The following is an 18,516-nucleotide window of genomic DNA, read 5'->3' on the forward strand; positions in this document are numbered from 1 at the left end:
TGGGGCGAATTATAGACTTCCAGAATCTGCCGTCAACACCTATTTATGCTTTTCTTGCAGAAGAGGTCTTTTTAGCTATCAAACGCGGAATTCGGCGCGTCACAGCAGGGATTCGTAACGCCAATAGCAACGTCCCTATAGCTGCATAAATGGACCACTCCCTCAGATCGGCACGAACGATCCACAACATATGCAGTAGTCCAAGCCCGAGAATGACATAAACAAGCCGGTGCAGTTTCTTCCAGCGCATCCCCAGTCGTCGCTGACTATAACGATTGGAGGTCACCGCCAACGCCAACAAACACAAAAACCCCAGCGTCCCGACAATAATGTACGGCCGCTTGCGCAACTCGACGCCCAGCTGCGACCAGTCAAATCCAAGAATGAACGCCGTATAGCCGCTCAGATGCAGAACCACATAGGCGAAACACCACAACCCGAGTTGCCTGCGGACGGCAATCCAACCCGACCATCCGGTAAGCTTCTGCAGTGGCGTCATGCTTAAAGTAATAAGAAGCAGGATAAGCGTCCCCAGCCCCAACCGATCAACCAGCACTTTGCCAGGATCAGGACCCAATACATCTTCCCAGGCCTGATACAACCAAAGCAGCGGCCATACCGCAGCAGCTATAAAGACGCCAATTCGCCAAAAGGAAAAACGCATCAGTAATTCTTCCGCAGATCGAGCCCTGCATAGAGAGAAGCGACTTCATCGGAGTAGCCATTGAACATCTGGGTATCCCGCACATTTGGCTTGAACAAGCCGCTCGGCAAACGACGCTCGCGCGCTTGTGTCCAGCGTGGGTGATCGACCGTGGGATTCACGTTCGCGTAGAAACCATATTCATCGGCGGCAATGCTCTGCCAGGTCGTTTTCGGCTGCTCGCTAACCAGACTGATCCGCACAATCGACTTGATGCTCTTGAAGCCGTACTTCCAGGGCACGACCAAACGCAGCGGCGCCCCGTTCTGATTCGGCAGTTCACGCCCATACATACCCACCGCCAGAATCGCCAGCGGATTCATTGCCTCATCCAGTCGCAGCCCCTCTATATAGGGCCAGTCGATCAATGCAAAGCCAGAACGCTGTCCAGGCATGCTTTTCGGATCCTGCAGCGTTTCGAATCGGATGAATTTGGCCTTCGACGTCGGCTCGACTTCCTTGAGCAACGCAGAGATCGGAAAACCCATCCAGGGAATGACCATCGACCACGCTTCAACACAGCGCAGACGATAGATTCGTTCCTCCAACTGATAAGGCTTCATAAAGTCTTCCAGCGCATACCGGCCTGGCTTACCCACCTCCCCGTCCACCACAACACTCCACGGCTCAGTCTTCAGCGCACCCGCATTGGCCGCTGGATCACCTTTATCGGTGCCGAACTCATAGAAGTTGTTGTAGTGGGTTGCGTCCTTGAAGGGCGTGATTGCCTCATCCTTGACGTTGACCGCCCCCCACTTGGTAGAAGGAAGCTTTTCGGCAAACCAGGAAGGCGCCTTGCCTGGCTCGACATCGGCATAACGAGCAGCATCGTCAGCGCTAGCCCAACGCGGCAGAGCGCTCACAGCCAAACCGGCAACGGTTGCGCCCAGTAGATTACGTCGGGAGAGATAGAACGATTCAGGCGTGACGTCCGACTCATGGCAGTCAGACGCTTTGGGGATTTTGATCAGCATGGCAACTCCGCAGCATTGGAGGACAGATGCACCAATAGACTGCGGAGTATGAGCGAAATTACATCACTCGGTTTTTTTGTGGCGACGAAGATGCAAAAGGTATTGAACCGGACCAGATGCCGCGTAAGCAAGGAAAACCAGTAGCAAAATACGCGGCGGATCACTGAACACCACAGCAAACACCAGCACCACCGCCAGGATCGCGACAAAGGGGACACGCCCCTTCAAGTCCAGCTCCTTGAAGCTGTTGTACTTGATGTTGCTGACCATCAACATGCCCGCAGCCGCGACCATCAACGCAACCAGGAATGACATCTTGGAACCCTGGATCCCGTAATCGCTGAATGCCCAGACAATCCCGGCAACGACACCTGCAGCTGCCGGACTGGCCAGACCGATGAAGTAGCGCTTATCAGCCGTGCCAACTTGTGTGTTGAACCGCGCCAGTCGCAACGCAGCGCCCGCCACATAGATGAAGGCAACCATCCAGCCAACCTTGCCCATGTCGCCCAGGGCCCAGCCAAATGCCAGCAACGCCGGCGCGACACCAAAGGCGACCATATCCGACAGCGAATCGTATTCGGCGCCGAATGCACTCTGTGTGTTGGTCATGCGGGCGACTCGACCGTCCAGGCCGTCGAGCACCATGGCGACAAAAATCGCGATTGCGGCAAAAGCGAAATACTTGCTTGCGCCTATCGAATCACCGGCACTCAGGGCACTCTGGGCGCTCATTGAGTTGATGATGGAATAAAACCCTGCGAACAGGTTCGCAGTGGTGAACAGATTCGGCAGAAGATAGATACCACGATGCCGGACTTTACGACCTTCAGCGTCATGCCCTTCCTCGATGTGCTCATCGATGGGCAGCAGGCTTTCGGCGTCAGAAGCCTGGTTTGGCTCTTCGGGACGTTCGCTCATGGACAATACCTTGCAACGGGGGTGGAAAGTTTCGACAGGTGTCTGGGACGACGGTTCGGCCGCAAACGATGCAGCTTTATACCAGAACCGACCGCCCAAACGAAAAAACGCGGCATAAGCCGCGTTTTTTTGTACAAGTGCGCGACTTAGTTTTTAGCTTTGTCGACGATCTTGTTGGCACCGATCCACGGCATCATGGAGCGCAGTTGCTCGCCGATGATCTCGATACCGTGAGCGGCGTTGTTACGACGCTTGGCGGTCATCGAAGGATAGCCGGTTGCACCTTCGCTGATGAACATCTTGGCGTATTCGCCGTCCTGAATACGTTTCAGGGCGTTGCGCATGGCCTGACGGGATTCGGCGTTGATCACTTCCGGACCGGTCACGTACTCGCCGTATTCAGCGTTGTTGGAGATCGAGTAGTTCATGTTGGCGATACCGCCTTCGTACATGAGGTCAACGATCAGTTTCAGTTCGTGCAGGCATTCGAAGTAGGCCATTTCCGGCGCGTAGCCAGCTTCAACCAGGGTTTCGAAACCGGCCTTGACCAGTTCAACGGTACCGCCACACAGAACGGCTTGTTCGCCGAACAGGTCGGTTTCAGTCTCGTCCTTGAAGGTGGTTTCGATGATGCCGGTACGACCGCCACCGACGCCAGCGGCGTAGGACAGTGCAACGTTTTTGGCGTTGCCGGAAGCATCCTGATAGATAGCGATCAGATCAGGAATACCGCCGCCTTTGACGAACTCGGAACGCACGGTGTGGCCCGGAGCCTTCGGCGCGATCATGATCACGTCAAGGTCAGCGCGCGGAACAACCTGGTTGTAGTGGATCGCGAAACCGTGGGAGAAGGCCAGGGTGGCGCCTTTCTTGATGTTCGGCTCGATTTCGTTCTTGTACAGGGCAGACTGGAATTCGTCCGGGGTCAGGATCATGACCAGGTCGGCAGCAGCAACGGCGGAAGCAACGTCGGTCACTTTCAGGCCGTGAGCTTCGGCTTTGGCAACAGTGGCCGAACCTTTACGCAGACCAACAGTAACGTCAACGCCGGAATCTTTCAGGTTGCACGCTTGAGCGTGGCCTTGGGAACCGTAACCGATGATGGCAACTTTCTTGCCCTGGATGATCGACAGGTCACAGTCTTTTTCGTAATAAACTTTCATGAAATTCCCCTATATATCCAGGCCGTTCAGGCCATTCGCTAATTTGGTTTAGATGCTGAGTACTTTGTCGCCGCGGGCAATACCGGTTACGCCGCTGCGGACGGTTTCCAGAATCGAAGCGGTGCCAATGGACTGAATGAAGCTGTCGAGCTTGTCGCTGGTACCGGTCAATTGAACGGTATACACGCTAGCGCTGACATCAACGATCTGCCCACGATAAATATCGGTGGTGCGCTTGATCTCGGCGCGCTGGGCACCGGTGGCCTTGACCTTGACCAGCATCAGTTCGCGCTCGATGTGAGCACTCTCCGACAGGTCGACCAGTTTGACCACTTCGATCAACTTGTTCAGGTTCTTGGTGATCTGCTCGATGACTTCATCGTGCCCCACCGTGGTCAACGTCAGACGCGACAGGGTCGGGTCTTCGGTGGGTGCCACGGTCAGGCTTTCGATGTTGTAGTTGCGCTGCGAGAACAGGCCGACTACACGAGACAGAGCGCCAGGTTCGTTTTCCAGAAGCAAGGAAATAATGTGCCGCATGATTAAGTACGCTCCGTCTTGCTCAGCCACATATCGCGCATGGAGCCGTCTTTGATCTGCATCGGGTAGACGTGCTCGCCAGCGTCGACCTTGATGTCGATGAACACCAGGCGGTCCTTCATGGCGAACGCTTGCTCCATCATCGGCTTCAGATCTTTCAAATCCGTGATGCGCATGCCGACGTGACCGTAGGCTTCAGCCAGCTTGACGAAGTCGGGCAACGATTCCATGTAGGAGTGCGAGTGACGCGCGCCGTAGCTCATGTCCTGCCACTGACGAACCATGCCGAGTACGCCATTGTTGAGCAGAACGATCTTCACCGGCAGGTCATGCTGCAAGCAGGTCGACAGCTCCTGGATGTTCATCTGGATGCTGCCTTCACCGGTCACACACGCCACATCAGCGTCCGGGAAGCTCAGTTTCACGCCCATCGCGGCCGGAAAACCGAAGCCCATCGTGCCCAGGCCACCCGAGTTGATCCAGCGGTTTGGCTTGTTGAAGCGGTAGTACTGCGCCGCGAACATTTGATGTTGACCCACGTCCGAAGTGATATAGGCATCGCCCTTGGTCACTTCGTGGAGGGTTTCAATCACGGTCTGCGGCTTGATGATGCTGCCGTCACCCTTGTTGTAAGGGAACATGTCGCGATCACCGCGCCACTCTTCAACCTGCTTCCACCAGGCAGCAACCGACTCCTTGTTAGGTGTCTCGCCGATTTCCTTGAAGGTAGCGACCATTTCAGTCAGCACACTTTCCACCGGGCCTACGATCGGAACGTCGGCCTTGATGGTCTTGGAGATCGAAGCGGGGTCGATGTCGATGTGGATGATCTTGGCGCTCGGGCAGAACTTCGACGCACCGTTGATAACACGGTCATCAAAACGCGCGCCGACAGCCAGGATCACATCCGCATGGTGCATCGCCAGGTTGGCGGTGTAGCTGCCGTGCATACCAAGCATGCCGAGGAACTGACGGTCGCTGCCCGGATAGGCGCCGAGGCCCATCAAGGTATTGGTGACCGGTGCGTTTAGCAGTTGCGCCAATTCGGTCAACGGCGCGGAGCCATTACCCAGGATGACGCCACCGCCGGCATAGATGATCGGCCGCTTGGCCGCCAACAGCATTTCCACGGCTTTGCGGATCTGGCCCGAATGACCACGAACCGCCGGACTGTAGGAACGCAGCTTGGCTTTTTTCGGGAAAATGTATTCGAACTTCTCGGCCGGGTTGGTCATGTCTTTCGGAATGTCGACAACGACAGGACCGGGACGACCGGATTGCGCCAGGTAGAAGGCCTTCTTCATGACTTCAGGGATTTCCGAAGCATGCTTGATCATGAAACTGTGTTTCACGATTGGCCGGGAGATACCGATCATGTCGGTTTCCTGGAACGCATCGGTACCGACCATCATGCTAGGCACTTGGGCGGTCAGGATCACCATCGGGATCGAGTCCATGTACGCCGTGGCAATACCGGTAATGACGTTGGTCGCACCAGGACCTGAAGTCACCAGAACGACGCCAGCCTTGCCGGTAGCACGCGCATAGCCGTCAGCCATGTGAGTGGCAGCCTGCTCATGACGAACGAGAATATGTTGAACAGCTGGTTCTTTGAACAGCGCGTCATAGATATGCAATGCGGCACCACCCGGGTACCCATAGATATACTTGACGCCTTCGTCACGCAAAAAGCGGACGATCATCTCACCGCCAGATAAAAGCTCCACGTTGTCCACCTCTAAAACGCCAGAATACCGCCCACATAAGAAGGGACGGGTCTAATAGGTTTACTTCTCAGCAGAGCATGAGCGACGGTGGTCGCCGACTACGTCAGCACTGACTGAGCAAGTATTGGGATCGTCCCAAGTGTTGCGGGCCTTTCCCACCCAGCGCGAGGTAACGCGTTGCGGGTGTAACAGGTCGGCGCGGATGTGCGCCTCATGATCTGCTGAGTGGGTCTGCTTCTGGCAGTCCCTCTACAGCGGACTTTGGATTCTTCTGTTTCGTCCCCTGCAAGTCAAGTCGTCTATGTGCTTTATTGAAGTAAGCACATGAGAAAGCAAGAAAAAACCGCTAAACAGCAACTGTGTTAGCTTCAATTGCGCAACTCTGGCAAGGAAATGGCATGCGAACGTTCATCATGGTCAGTCTGCTGATCAGCCCTTTGTGTATGGCGGGACAGATCTACAAATGGGTCGACGCCCAAGGCGTTACTCACTTTGACGCACAACCGCCCCAAGGAGAGGAGGTCACGACCGTGGTGACGCCCTCCTCGCCTTCCGGCAAACCGGTCACGCCATCGCACAGCACCGCGATCGGCGATCAACAGGCCATCGACAAGACAGTAAAAAAACAGGTCGCCGAGCAGCAAGCCCAGCTAAAGGTATTCTGCAATCAGGCGCGAACGAACCTGGCTCAACTGCAGAACAATCCGCGTTTGCGTGAAGAAGTTGACGGCGAGATGCGTCGCCTCAATGACGAGCAGCGTCAGGAACGAATTTCCGAGGCACAAAAACAGATCGAGAAAAACTGCCAGTAGGTACTGGCAGTTTCCAATTCAGCGGGAGGCAGTGATCAGCAGATCGAACTCTTTGAGCAAGACCTGCAACTGCCGGTCCTTGCCCTGGACATTGCGTCCGGCGAAGACCATTTCGGCCATTTCCTGAATTCCCGACGCGTTGGGCAATGGCAGATCCTGCTCAAGGATGGCCTTCATGCGCGGCAGGAAGATCCATTGCAGCCACTGCTCGAAATCCAGCGTATCAACCGAAAACGGCTCGACGCTGGACAACGCTTCAGCGGAGGGCGAAACCTCGTCCCACCATCCCTGAATTCGCAGTTCACGCTCGATCAGCAATAGCTGCTCGGCAATCTTGGGGAAGCGTGCATCCATCACGACGTAACCTTGGCCTTCTGACGGGCGAGTGCCGCACCTGCGGAATCCCCTTGCTTCTCACGCGCCTGGGCGATCAATTCCCACAGGCTAGCCTGAAGCGCAGGACGACCATTGGCGAACGTCAGGCCACGACGGGCGAATTGTTCAGCCTGCGGCGCATCGCCTTGAGCCATGCGCACCTGAGCCAGACGATAAAGCACTTGCGGCTCGCGCGGCGCGACACGCTGGGCGCGCTCAAGACTGGACGAAGCACCGTTGAGGTCACCGCCGGCCTGTTGCTGTTGAGCGGTAGTCAACAATGCCAGTACCGGGCCGTCCAGTTGTTCATCGGCAGACAAGCCACCGCCGGTACTGGCCGAAGGAATTCCGCTCGGCGTCGACGGCATGCTGTAGCTGCCCTGATTGATTGGCGCCGACTGCACCGGCGAGGTATCAATCGGGCCGGGCGTAATCGGACCCGGCGTGATCGGCGCTGTGCTGATCGGTGCCGACGTCACCGCGCCACCTCCAGGAACCATGACCACCACACCGGTATCGCCCTGCGGGATTGCCTGAGGCTGGGCTTGCACAGGACGCTTCACTGTCGTTTGGCGGAAGCCGCCATTCGCCTGAATCCGCTCGCTATTCGAAACAGCGCTGCCGGAATCCACAACCGGAATCGAACCGCGCTGTACGGTGGAGCAACCGCTGAGCAAAGCCACGGCGGTAACCGCTGGAATCAACCACTTGTTCACTTGAAATCCTCTTTGCTTAGTTCATCCAGCCCTTGACCCAATCCATCACCGTCTCGCCGGAAGCAGGGCTTTCGCCACCGCAAGCGGCGCCGGGAGGCGGTTCACTGCCGCGAATATACGGCATCTGCACCGCGCCTGGGCAGTTCGCATCGGAGCCTTGCCCTGTACGCGAATCGACCCAAGCCTGAACAACGTTGTCCGGCTGCGGCATGTCCAGCGGCAATGGATCGGCCTTGCGCATGAAACTGGTCCAGACTTGCAAAGCACCCGTGGCACCCGTGAACGGCGTCTTGCCGTTGTCATCGCGACCCAGCCAGACCACCGCCAGCAAATCCTGACTGAAACCTGCAAACCAGCTGTCTCGCGAGTCATTACTGGTCCCGGTCTTGCCGGCCAGGGTCAGGGTTTTTGGCAAAACGTTATAAACCGAACTACCGGTGCCTTCACGCATGACCCGCTGCATGGCGTTCTGAATCAGGAAGATGGAGCCCGGGTCGAAACGCTGTTCAATCTGGAACGGATAGCGCTTGAGCGGTTCGCCTTCGGCAGTCAGAACGCTACGAATTCCGCGCATCGGTGTATTGAAGCCACCGTTGGCCAGCGTCTGGTACATGGTTGCCACTTCCATCGGCGTCAGACCGCCAGCCCCCAGCAACATCGAAGGGAACGCCGGGAACTCGCGACTCACCCCAAGACGCGCCAGGGTCTTGAGGACATTTGGCACGCCCATCGCCAACCCGAGACGCGCGGTCGACAGGTTGTAGGAATGCGCCAGGCCTTGATAGAGGAACACAGTCCCGTGGGAGCGGCGATCGTAGTTCTGGGGTTTCCAGACCTGGCCGTCCGCGCCTTTGACTGAGAAGGAGTCGTCCGACAGCCAACTGGTCAACGTGTACTGGCTTGGCTTTTCCAGGGCAGTCAGATAAACCGCAGGCTTGATCAAGGAACCGATCGGCCGCACCGCATCCAGCGCGCGGTTGAAGCCGGCAAAACTGGCCTGACGACTGCCGATCATGGCTTGGACTTCACCGGTTTCCGGGTTGGTCACGACCATCGCCGCTTCGACGTCATCCGAGCCTTTGCGCCCAGCCAGGCGCTTAAAAGTGTCATTGACCGAGGCTTCGGCTTTCATCTGCAGGATCGGATCGAAACTGGTGAAAATCCGCATGCCTTCTCCGGTCAAGTCTTCGTCGCGATAGTCTTCGCGCAGCTGACGCTTGACCAGATCGAGGAAACCCGGGAAAGAGCTGTCCGCCAGTTTGCCGCGAGTCGTCACGCCTAGTGGCATGTTCTTCGCGGCGGCGACTTGCTCAGCAGTGGCGACGCCTTGTTGCTCCAGGACATCAAGCACCAGATTGCGCCGCTCCAGCGCCCGCTCCGGATTGCGACGCGGGTTGTAATAGGACGGCCCCTTGACCATCCCCACCAGCAATGCGACTTGATGCAGTTTCAGCTCGGACAATGGCTGGCCGAAGAAAAACTGGCTGGCCAGACCAAAACCGTGCACCGCACGCTGACCGTCTTGACCGACGAACACTTCGTTGAGGTACGCCTCGAGAATTTCCTTTTTGTCGTAATGCAACTCAAGCAGCATCGCCATCATGGCTTCGGTGAGTTTACGGGTCAGGCTGCGCTCGCTGGTGAGGTAGAAGTTCTTCACCAACTGTTGCGTCAGGGTACTGCCGCCCTGGGTCATCTTGCCGCCAGAGGTGTTGACCCAGACTGCCCGGGCAATCGACTTCGGCGACACGCCCCAGTGGCTATAGAAATCCCGGTCTTCCACGGCCACCAGGGTTTCCAGCAGATACGGCGGGACCTGATCGATTTTGATCAGAATGCGATCTTCGAGGTTTTTTGGGTAAATCCCACCGATCAGCAGCGGCTCCAGGCGCACCACGGACAGCTTCGAACCGTTGGTCGCCGAAAGTTCGGCTACATAATCGCCGGAAAACCGCACACGCACCGGCTGAGGCTTCTCAAGGCCTTCGTAAAACTGGAAACCACGGGTATTCAAGTCGACGGTGTTGCCGTTGACCGCCGCAGCGCCGGGGCCGTTACTGACGCTTTCACGTCGATAGCCCAATGCATCGAGCTCGGTGAGAAAGTCATCCTTGCTCAGCTTTTGGCCTGTGAACAGTTCAAGCGGGCGCGCGTACACCTTGGCCGGAATGGTCCAACGCTTGCCGGAGAACTTCTCCTGGACCACGGCATCGAGGTAAACCGCGAACCCGGCGAGCACGACGAGGCCCACCAGGCTGAGTTTAAGGGCCCAGCCCAGCCAGGGGCTCAAGCCCTTGGAAGGTGGTTTTTTTGGGGTGCGGGGGGATCGAGTACGAGTCATGGCGGCGGATTATACGCACTTTATTCATCCTCAACAGAAGCCTGCCGAGGTTTGCGTCAGGCGGACTTGCGGCCATAATGGCGGCCGTGAATTTCCCCCAGACTCTGAAGGATCGCCTGTGAGCCAGTCCCTGATCGCCGCCCTGCAAAACCCGGCCCTCTACCCGCATGCGGTAGACGGGTTCCAGGTCATCGAGACCCATATCTCCTGGGTCATTTTGACAGGCCCCTTTGCTTATAAAGTGAAGAAGCCGGTGAATTTCGGCTTCCTTGACTTCACCAGCCTCGACGCTCGCAAGCATTTCTGCGGTGAAGAGCTGCGCCTTAACCAGCGCCTGACCAAGGATTTATATCTGGAAGTGTTGCCGATCACCGGCAGCGCCGAAGCACCGCAACTGGGCGGTGAGGGTCCGGTTGTCGATTACGCGCTGAAAATGCGCCAGTTCCCACAAAGCCAGTTGCTCAGCACCCTGCAAGCCAACGGCGAACTGACCACTGTGCACATCGACGAGATGGCCGAGCAGATTGCCCAGTTTCACCTCAGCGCACCGAAAGTCCCGGCCGAACACGAAGCCGGCACCCCGGACAGCGTTATGGCGCCGGTGCGTCAGAACTTCGAACAGATCCGCCCGTTCCTCAGCGATAAGGCTGACCTGCAGCAACTCGATGCACTGCAAGCCTGGGCCGAAAGCAGCTTTGAACGCCTCAAGCCGCTGTTTGCTCAGCGCAAGGCCGGCGGATTCATCCGCGAATGCCATGGCGACATCCATTTGGGTAATGCCACCGTGATCGATGGCAAGGTCGTGATCTTCGACTGCATCGAGTTCAACGAACCGTTCCGCTTCACCGACGTTTATGCCGACACCGGTTTCCTGGCAATGGACCTGGAAGACCGTGGCCTCAAGAGCCTGGCGCGTCGTTTCATCAGTCAGTACCTGGAATTGACCGGCGACTATCAGGGCCTGGAGCTGCTGAACTTCTATAAAGCCTATCGCGCGCTGGTTCGCGCCAAGGTCAGCCTGTTCAGCATGCCGGCCGAGGCCGACCCGGTGCAGCGCGCCACCACCCTGCGCCAGTACCGCAACTACGCCAACCTGGCAGAAAGCTACAGCACCATTCCTTCGCGCTTCCTGGCCATTACTCACGGTGTGTCGGCCGTTGGCAAAAGCCGCGTGGCCATGCGTCTGGTAGAAGCACTCGGCGCCATTCGCCTGCGTTCGGATGTCGAGCGCAAACGTCTGTTCGGCGAGCAAACCGTACCGAACGATCCACAGGCCGGCATTTATAGTGCCGACGCCAGCGTCGCTACTTACAACCGACTGCATGAGATTGCCGCCGTTATCCTGCGTGCCGGCTTCCCGGCCGTCATCGATGCAACGTACCTCAAGCGCGACCAGCGCGACGGCGCGGCAAAAATTGCCGAGGCTACCGGTGCTCCGTTCCTGATCCTCGACTGCAATGCACCACAAGCGGTCATCGAGGGCTGGCTGGCGTTGCGTCAGGCCGACAACAAGGACCCGTCCGATGCCAACCTGGCGGTCATCGAAGCCCAGCAGGCGAATCGTGAGCCACTGACGCCAGCAGAAATCCTGTGCAGCAAACGCATCCAGACCAACGAAAGCGGGACCCTGGACACTGTCGTTGCGCAAATTCGTCAGCGCATGCCAGGCCTGTAAAAACTATTTCAGCCGTGAAGTCTTTGCCGGCTTCACGGCTGTCAAATAGTGGCACTATACTGGCGTCATAAAACCATCAGGTGATGCGACATGAGCCAGCCAAAACTTCTCGACACCCCGCTTTATGCCTTGCTGCACAAAGACGACATCACCGGCTTCAATGCCGAACGTGCCAGCCACGCTTCTGTCGACATGGTCGGCGGTGATTTCCGTGGTCTGGACCTGCGTGAACTGAATGCCGACGGCGTCGATTTTACCGATGCCTATTTCCGCTCCGCCGATCTGCGCGGCATCGACTTTCGCAACGCTTGCCTGGAAGGCGCCAGCCTAGCCCACGCACAGATCTCCGGGGCCTACTTCCCGGCAGAGCTGAGCGCTGACGAGATTCTGATGTCGATGAATTTCGGGACACGCTTGCGTTACCGCACCCGCTAAAAACGACGTTCCCCCCGAAAGTCCAACGCCCCCGCTTAGCGTTGGACGCTGTGTATTTTGCCGCAATAGGCAACTCCCTCGCGCATCCTCCTACTGCAACCGCAGACTTTTCCCCAACGCATCGCGCCTTCGCTTAGAAGCTTTTGCGTCGAAACCGACCAAACAATCACGCTTTTCCTACTGATGGCTACACTCCTGAGAAGCTCGCCCACGCACCGTTCGGCCGTCGCAAGGAGGCTTGATGAATGATGAACTGCAACACCTGAAGAATCTTGGCAAGACGTCGGCGCAGTGGCTGCATGCCGTGGGCATCCACAGTGCATCGGACTTGCGTCGCCTGGGGGCGGTGGATGCTTATCGGGCCGTGCGCACGCGCGGGTTTCGAGCGTCCAAGGTGTTGTTGTATGCGATCGAAGGCGCATTGATGGACGTGCACTGGAACGACATTCCAGCAGAACGCAAAGACGCCTTGAACAAACAACTGGAAGCCATCTCGTCACGTCACAAGAATTGAACCGGTAAATTTCTGGCGAGAGAAAACCTCGTCATTACAGGGCTTTAGTAGTGAGAAAAACGACGGACTGATAGAAATCAAAAAACAGCGATTGACACGCAAATGAGAATCGCTATGATTATCACAACTGGTCGCGAGACTGGTCGATATTTGAAAAGCCCTTGGTTCGGACTCTCAGATATCTCCTCATCAGGCTAATCACGGTTATTTGACCCGGCGCTTGCCGGGTCTTTTTTTGCCTGCGGAAAAGTCGTCGGATTACTGGCTGAACTGCTTACGCATTTGCGCACAGTAATCCTGGGCTGGCGCGACCACAGGCGTGTACCACACGTAATCAGCCATGGCCGATGTCACCTCGGCGCCCTGCTCTGCCAGCAACAAAACGGTTGGCATTTGCGCCTCTCCCAGATCCAGCACATGAATCGGCACACCCACATCCTTGCGCGCATGATAGGCGCCGGCCAATAACATCGAAGGCCTCGCAGCCGCCAACAAGCGCTCGGCCATTCGCCGGTCACGTTGTTGCTGGACCGCCAGCATCGCCGGCATTTGCGAGGCGGGCAACAGGCCGCAATGGGAATCGCTTATCTGTCCCAGCAACTCAGTCTTGACCGAAGCCGCATTGGAGCGCGCCCCTTTGAGAACCGGCGGGTTGGCGTAGACGGCGCGGACGTCGAGGTTGTCCAGATTCGCCGCCAACAATGGGTAGGGCTGAGTCAGCGCAAAACGCACAATGGGCCCATACAGATTCCAGTCCCATCCCGGCTGCCAGGCTAGCGCACCGGGCAGATCCGCCGGCAACGTCGAAGCGTGGTGCACATCATCGACACGCAACTGTTGATCCGGCGTGAGCATTTCCAGCAGCAGACTGCCTTGCGGACGCCGCTCGCCCAGGGCATGCAACAACCACAATTGCAGTTGATGATGATCACGATTGTCATGCTGCTCGCCAACGATCAGCCGCGAAGATCCGGCCAGCCGTGCAATCAGTTCAGGGGCCGTCAGGACCTGGCCACTGTTCAGGTCGCGAATCTCACCGGCGACCGGTGGTGGGTTCGTCAGATGCTGGCACCCACTCAAGGCCAGCAACGCCAGTAGCAAAATCACACGCATGTGCTCACCTCGATGAAATGTTCAGCGGGCGATGATCAGCGGATGCCCACGCTCCGGGTGTTGCTGCACCAAGACATCCAGACCGAACACGGCTTTGAGGGGCTCGGGCTGCAACACCTGCTGCGGCGTATCGAGCGCCACCGGCCGCCCGCCTTCGAGCAGCAACAAGCGATCACAATAACGCGCCGCCAGGTTCAGATCATGCAGGATCACCAGCACCGCAGCGCCGTGATCGGCAAACTCACGCACCGCTTGCAACGTGGTGTGTTGATGCAGCGGGTCGAGCATCGAGGTCGGCTCATCGAGCAGCAGCGTCTGCCCGGCTTCACCTGGCCACAACTGCGCCAGCACCCGAGCCAGATGCACCCGCTGACGCTCGCCGCCAGACAAAGCCAGGTAACTGCGACCACTCAAGTGCGCCGCATCGGCAGCGCGCAAGGCAGCGGCGACGATTTCGTCATCCCGGACCCGCCCGCTTTGATGAGGCAAACGGCCCATGCCGACCACCTCTTCGACACGAAAGGCAAAGTCCAGGGTCGACACCTGCGGCAAGACGGCCAATCGCCGAGCACGCTGCGCCCCGCCCCAGTGACTCAACTCCCGCTCATCGAGCCAGACGCTGCCGAGGTCGGCCTTCAACTCGCCACACAAAGCACCGAGCAAGGTACTTTTGCCGGCGCCGTTTGGCCCGAGCACGCCAAGGACCTCGCCCGGCATGAGCTCAAGCGTAATGTCTGTCAGAACGATTTTGCCGCCCCGACGGATTTGCAGACTCTGCGTTCGCAACATCAGGCGCGCCCCCTCAGCAGTAAATACAGAAAGAACGGCGCACCGATAAAGGCCGTGACAATCCCGATCGGCAGTTCCGCTGGCGCCAGCGCAAGCCGTGCGACCAGATCGGCAAACAGAAGAAGACTGGCACCCGCCAGCACTGAGGCCGGCAACAACACCCGATGATCAGGACCGGCCAGCAGTCGCACCAGATGCGGAACCACCAGACCGACAAACCCGACCATGCCCGCCGCTGCCACCGCCGCACCGACGCCCAGCGCGGTGCAGAACACTAACTCGCGCTTGAGCCCTTCGACGTCGATGCCCAGGTGACCGGCCTCCGACTCGCCCAACAACAAAGCATTTAATGCGTTGGCCCGCCGTGGCAGCCAAAGCGCCACCCCGACAGTCACCAACAGTAATGGCCAAAGCCGCGAATAACTGGCGCCGTTGAGGCTGCCCAGGTTCCAGAACGTCAACGTACGCAAGGTCGAGTCGTCGGCCAGATAAGTAAACAGTCCGACCGCCGAGCCGGCCAGGGCAGTCAACGCGATTCCCGCCAACAGCATAGTTGCGACATTCGTTTGGCCATTGCGCCGTCCCAGTCGATACACCAGCGCCGTCACACCCAACCCGCCGAGAAACGCACACACTGACAACACATAAGGGCCGAAAGACTCCGGCAGGCCGCCGAACATCGAACCACCGACAATTGCGATGGCCGCGCCCAATGCCGCGCCACTGGACACGCCGACCAACCCCGGATCGGCCAAAGGGTTTCGAAATAATCCCTGCATCGCCACGCCGGACAACGCCAGCACGCCACCCACCGCCAGCCCCAGCAAGGTCCGTGGCAGGCGAATTTGCCCAAGAATCAGTTCGGCCTGCTCCAGACCATCAGGCGCAATTGGCAGGCCGATCATGCGCAACGCCGCGCGCAAGGTGTCGAACAACGGCAGACTCACCGGGCCCAGCGCCAGCGACAACCAGATCGCCAGCAAACACAGCAGGCTCAAACCAACGAACAAGGCACGGGGTTTAACCAGAAGGGTCATCGGGCCGCCACACACGTCGGATCAAGCTCAAGGACGTTCCCGGCGTTCACCGTGCAGGCCGCAGACAGAACCGGGTTCAGGTGCATAGACAGCTTCCTTTAAAGTTTTCCCAGGCACGGGGATGACAGGCCAAGTATCCTCGACATCCGGCGCCTGCACCCAACGGGCGAAGCGCAATTTTGATAACTGATTGCAGTTGAACATCAAGCCCGGACATTTCTGCTCACGGGCTGGCGGATTTGAGGATAGACATGAAGTTTCTTTGTACCGGTGCGCAATTGCCCGACAACAGCAGTCGCGGTTTCGACATCGACAGCCAGAAGCTGTTTGCCGTGCGCCGGGGTGGCCAAGTCTATGTCTACATCAATCGCTGTCCACACCGGGGCGTCGGGCTTGAATGGAAAGCCGACCAGTTCCTGGACCCCAGCAACAGCCTGATCCAGTGCGCGACCCACGGCGCACTGTTTCTGATCGAAGACGGCGAATGCGTCGCCGGCCCGTGCGCCGGACAATCCCTGACCTCCGTTGCCTGCCGCGAAGACGCGCAAGGGATCTGGATCAGCCTCTAGTCGCCGAGCAATACGTCCAGCCGCCGATCGACCACCATCTCTTCGTGGGTCAAGTGCACGCCGTAAGCCAGCACCTCGACACCGCAGGCCACCGCCTCACGCAATGCCGCCGCGTAGGCCGAGTCGATCTCCTCTGCCGGGCGTACGGCGTCGATCCCCGTCAAGTTCACACAATACAACTGCACCGCACGAATCCCGTCCCGGGCCAGATGCGCGAGTTCACGCAGATGTTTCGCCCCACGCTGTGTAACCGCATCGGGAAACGCCGCCACCAATGAACCGTCGAAGCCCAACGTGACACTTTTGACTTCCACGTACGCCGGCCCCTTCGGGTAATCGAGGCGGAAATCAATGCGGCTGCTTTCCTGTCCGTAGGGCACTTCGCGCTTGAGCCCGGTAAAACCGTTCAGCTCGGTAATGACGCCCGCGCGCAACGCCTCTTCGATCAAACCGTTGGCGCGCCCGGTGTTCACACAAAACAGCCGACCTTGCGGGGTTTCACCGACTTCCCAAGTACCAGGCAGTTTGCGCTTCGGATCATTGGAGCGACTGAACCAGACCTGCCCGCCTTCGACCTGACAATTGAGCATCGAGCCGGTGTTGGGGCAGTGAATGGTCAACAACTCGCCGTCGACGGTTTCGATATCGGCGAGAAAGCGCTTGTATCGGCGGATCAGGCGACCTTCTTCAAGGGGAGGATGAAAACGCATCAGCCTTGCCAGCTCTTCAAGCCGCGCGCGATCCGTTCAACCGCTTCCTGCAGGCGTGGCAAGCTTTGGGTGTAGGCGAATCGCACATGATGCCCGGCCTGGTAACGCCCGAAATCCAGGCCCGGGGTAAATGCCACGTGCTCGGTTTCGAGGAAATGCCGGCAAAACGCGAAGGCATCGCCGCCGAATTTGCTGATATCTGCGTACAAGTAGAACGCGCCTTCCGGTTCCACCGCGATACCAAAACCCAGTTCTCTCAGGGCGGGCAGCAGGAAATCGCGACGACGACCGAATTCGGCGCGACGCTCTTCCAGAATGGCGATGGTCGCCGGTTCAAAGCAGGCCAGCGCCGCGTGCTGGGCCATGCTCGGGGCACTGATGTAGAGATTCTGCGCCAGTTTTTCCAGCTCGCCGACCGCCGCTTCCGGCGCAACCAGCCAACCCAGGCGCCATCCGGTCATGCCGAAATACTTTGAAAAACTATTGAGAACGAAGGCGCTGTCGTCGACTTCCAGCACACTGGCGGCATCGGTGCCGTAAGTCAGGCCGTGGTAAATCTCGTCCACCACCAGATGGCCGTGACGCTCCTTGATCGCCGTCGACAAACGCGCCAACTCATCGCGGGTCAGGATCGTGCCCGTCGGGTTGGCCGGCGAGGCCACCAGGGCACCGACGCTGTCCTGGTCCCAATGACGGGCCACGAGGTCCGGCGTCAACTGATAGCGCACGTCCGGGCCGACCGGCACCAGCTGTGCTGCGCCTTCGACCAACCGCAGGAAATGCCGGTTGCAGGGATAACCCGGGTCCGCCAGCAGCCAGTGCTTGCCTGGATCCACCAGTAAAGCGCTGGCCAACAGCAACGCGCCGGATCCGCCCGGTGTAATGAGGATTCGCTGCGGATCGATGTTCAGCCCGTAGCGTTGCTGGTAGAAGCCCGAAATGGCTTCACGCAACTCGGGGATGCCACGCGCAGCGGTGTAACGGGTCTTGCCCGCCGTCAACGCGGCCTGGCCGGCCTGGATGATCGGCTCGGCGGTGGTGAAGTCCGGTTCGCCGATTTCCAGGTGGATAACGTCGCGACCAGCAGCTTGCAGTTCATTGGCCCGCGCCAGCAGCGCCATGACATGGAAAGGTTCGATTGCGCGACTGCGGGCACTGTAGGACTGAGCCATTAGCCTTCCTCAACGGGGAAAAGAATCGATTCTACCCAAGCGCAGGAACGAGCGAGAACCTAAAGCGGTCTGAGCGCTTATACCCCTGGCCATAAACGACTCAAGCGCGTCCCCCAGGTTTGACTAAAATCAATAATTGATCAGGTCTCCAACGCCGCCAGACAAGGCTTTGCAATGATTTGCAAGCCCCTTGGGCCACTACCTCGACATCCGGGAGTAGCGCGCCCCGA

Annotated in this window: 19 protein-coding genes; 5 read left to right on the top strand and 14 right to left on the bottom strand. The window is 58.3% G+C overall.

The window, feature by feature from the left end; all coding sequences use genetic code 11:
* Positions 1-43: 43 nt before the first annotated feature.
* The 6 genes from msrQ to QRN31_RS18550 form a co-directional block, all read right to left on the bottom strand.
* Positions 44-664, bottom strand: a complete 621-nt coding sequence (gene msrQ / locus QRN31_RS18525) for a protein-methionine-sulfoxide reductase heme-binding subunit MsrQ (RefSeq protein ID WP_285433652.1) — start codon at positions 662-664, stop codon at positions 44-46.
* Positions 664-1,677 carry a protein-methionine-sulfoxide reductase catalytic subunit MsrP gene (gene msrP, locus QRN31_RS18530; RefSeq protein WP_285433654.1) on the bottom strand — a complete coding sequence of 338 codons (1,014 nt, stop codon included), beginning with the start codon at positions 1,675-1,677 and terminating at the stop codon, positions 664-666. Before msrP ends, msrQ begins: the two co-directional genes overlap by 1 nt.
* Positions 1,678-1,740: 63 nt before the next feature.
* Positions 1,741-2,598, bottom strand: a complete 858-nt coding sequence (pssA, locus tag QRN31_RS18535) for a CDP-diacylglycerol--serine O-phosphatidyltransferase (protein WP_285433656.1) — start codon at positions 2,596-2,598, stop codon at positions 1,741-1,743.
* A gap of 146 nt (positions 2,599-2,744) precedes the next feature.
* On the bottom strand, positions 2,745-3,761 hold the full coding sequence (ilvC, locus tag QRN31_RS18540) for a ketol-acid reductoisomerase (protein ID WP_007948647.1): 1,017 nt from the start codon (positions 3,759-3,761) through the stop codon (positions 2,745-2,747).
* 48 nt (positions 3,762-3,809) lie between these two features.
* Positions 3,810-4,301: an acetolactate synthase small subunit gene (gene ilvN, locus QRN31_RS18545; protein ID WP_003176102.1), complete on the bottom strand. Its 492-nt coding sequence runs from the start codon at positions 4,299-4,301 to the stop codon at positions 3,810-3,812.
* 2 nt (positions 4,302-4,303) lie between these two features.
* Entirely contained in the window at positions 4,304-6,028 is a 1,725-nt protein-coding gene (locus QRN31_RS18550; protein ID WP_285433658.1) for an acetolactate synthase 3 large subunit, read from the bottom strand.
* 398 nt (positions 6,029-6,426) lie between these two features.
* Here QRN31_RS18550 and QRN31_RS18555 point away from each other — a divergent pair, with 398 nt between their 5' ends.
* Entirely contained in the window at positions 6,427-6,840 is a 414-nt protein-coding gene (locus tag QRN31_RS18555; protein ID WP_285433660.1) for a DUF4124 domain-containing protein, read from the top strand.
* 18 nt (positions 6,841-6,858) lie between these two features.
* On the opposite strand, the gene QRN31_RS18560 is transcribed toward QRN31_RS18555, so the two are convergent.
* The 3 genes from QRN31_RS18560 to mrcB are packed head-to-tail and all read right to left on the bottom strand — an operon-like array spanning position 6,859 to position 10,272.
* Positions 6,859-7,194, bottom strand: a complete 336-nt coding sequence (locus QRN31_RS18560; RefSeq protein ID WP_285433661.1) for a YqcC family protein — start codon at positions 7,192-7,194, stop codon at positions 6,859-6,861.
* Complete coding sequence (locus QRN31_RS18565; RefSeq protein ID WP_285433663.1) at positions 7,194-7,931, bottom strand: tetratricopeptide repeat protein; 738 nt, start codon at positions 7,929-7,931, stop codon at positions 7,194-7,196. Before QRN31_RS18565 ends, QRN31_RS18560 begins: the two co-directional genes overlap by 1 nt.
* A 16-nt stretch (positions 7,932-7,947) precedes the next feature.
* Positions 7,948-10,272 (bottom strand): penicillin-binding protein 1B, encoded by a 2,325-nt coding sequence (gene mrcB / locus QRN31_RS18570; protein WP_222588464.1) that lies wholly within the window; start codon positions 10,270-10,272, stop codon positions 7,948-7,950.
* 118 nt (positions 10,273-10,390) lie between these two features.
* Between mrcB and QRN31_RS18575 the strand changes: the two genes are divergently transcribed.
* From QRN31_RS18575 to QRN31_RS18585, 3 genes are all read left to right on the top strand, one after another.
* A complete protein-coding gene (locus QRN31_RS18575) occupies positions 10,391-11,947 on the top strand; it encodes a bifunctional aminoglycoside phosphotransferase/ATP-binding protein (RefSeq protein WP_285433666.1) in 1,557 nt (518 codons plus the stop codon).
* 90 nt (positions 11,948-12,037) lie between these two features.
* The gene (locus QRN31_RS18580) at positions 12,038-12,382 is read left to right on the top strand and encodes a pentapeptide repeat-containing protein (protein ID WP_285433667.1); all 345 of its coding nucleotides are present in this window, start codon (positions 12,038-12,040) and stop codon (positions 12,380-12,382) included.
* 241 nt (positions 12,383-12,623) lie between these two features.
* Positions 12,624-12,896, top strand: a complete 273-nt coding sequence (locus QRN31_RS18585) for a TfoX/Sxy family protein (RefSeq protein ID WP_003228231.1) — start codon at positions 12,624-12,626, stop codon at positions 12,894-12,896.
* A gap of 258 nt (positions 12,897-13,154) precedes the next feature.
* On the opposite strand, the gene QRN31_RS18590 is transcribed toward QRN31_RS18585, so the two are convergent.
* The 3 genes from QRN31_RS18590 to QRN31_RS18600 are packed head-to-tail and all read right to left on the bottom strand — an operon-like array spanning position 13,155 to position 15,781.
* Positions 13,155-14,009, bottom strand: a complete 855-nt coding sequence (locus QRN31_RS18590; protein ID WP_285433669.1) for a ChaN family lipoprotein — start codon at positions 14,007-14,009, stop codon at positions 13,155-13,157.
* A gap of 21 nt (positions 14,010-14,030) precedes the next feature.
* Positions 14,031-14,798 carry a heme ABC transporter ATP-binding protein gene (locus QRN31_RS18595; protein ID WP_285433671.1) on the bottom strand — a complete coding sequence of 256 codons (768 nt, stop codon included), beginning with the start codon at positions 14,796-14,798 and terminating at the stop codon, positions 14,031-14,033.
* Positions 14,798-15,781 carry a FecCD family ABC transporter permease gene (locus QRN31_RS18600; RefSeq protein ID WP_285433686.1) on the bottom strand — a complete coding sequence of 328 codons (984 nt, stop codon included), beginning with the start codon at positions 15,779-15,781 and terminating at the stop codon, positions 14,798-14,800. The genes QRN31_RS18595 and QRN31_RS18600 overlap by 1 nt, the downstream gene beginning before the upstream one ends.
* Before the next feature lie 305 nt (positions 15,782-16,086).
* On the opposite strand from QRN31_RS18600, the gene QRN31_RS18605 reads away from it, so the two are divergent.
* Complete coding sequence (locus QRN31_RS18605; RefSeq protein ID WP_259155794.1) at positions 16,087-16,404, top strand: Rieske (2Fe-2S) protein; 318 nt, start codon at positions 16,087-16,089, stop codon at positions 16,402-16,404.
* On the opposite strand, the gene sfsA is transcribed toward QRN31_RS18605, so the two are convergent.
* Both sfsA and QRN31_RS18615 read right to left on the bottom strand, forming a co-directional pair.
* Positions 16,401-17,114, bottom strand: a complete 714-nt coding sequence (sfsA, locus tag QRN31_RS18610; protein ID WP_285433673.1) for a DNA/RNA nuclease SfsA — start codon at positions 17,112-17,114, stop codon at positions 16,401-16,403. The genes QRN31_RS18605 and sfsA overlap by 4 nt on opposite strands.
* Positions 17,114-18,286 (bottom strand): pyridoxal phosphate-dependent aminotransferase, encoded by a 1,173-nt coding sequence (locus QRN31_RS18615; protein WP_222588471.1) that lies wholly within the window; start codon positions 18,284-18,286, stop codon positions 17,114-17,116. Before QRN31_RS18615 ends, sfsA begins: the two co-directional genes overlap by 1 nt.
* Positions 18,287-18,516: the final 230 nt, after the last annotated feature.

This window comes from Pseudomonas sp. fls2-241-R2A-110 (genome assembly GCF_030209165.1).
Taxonomy (GTDB): Bacteria; Pseudomonadota; Gammaproteobacteria; order Pseudomonadales; family Pseudomonadaceae; genus Aquipseudomonas.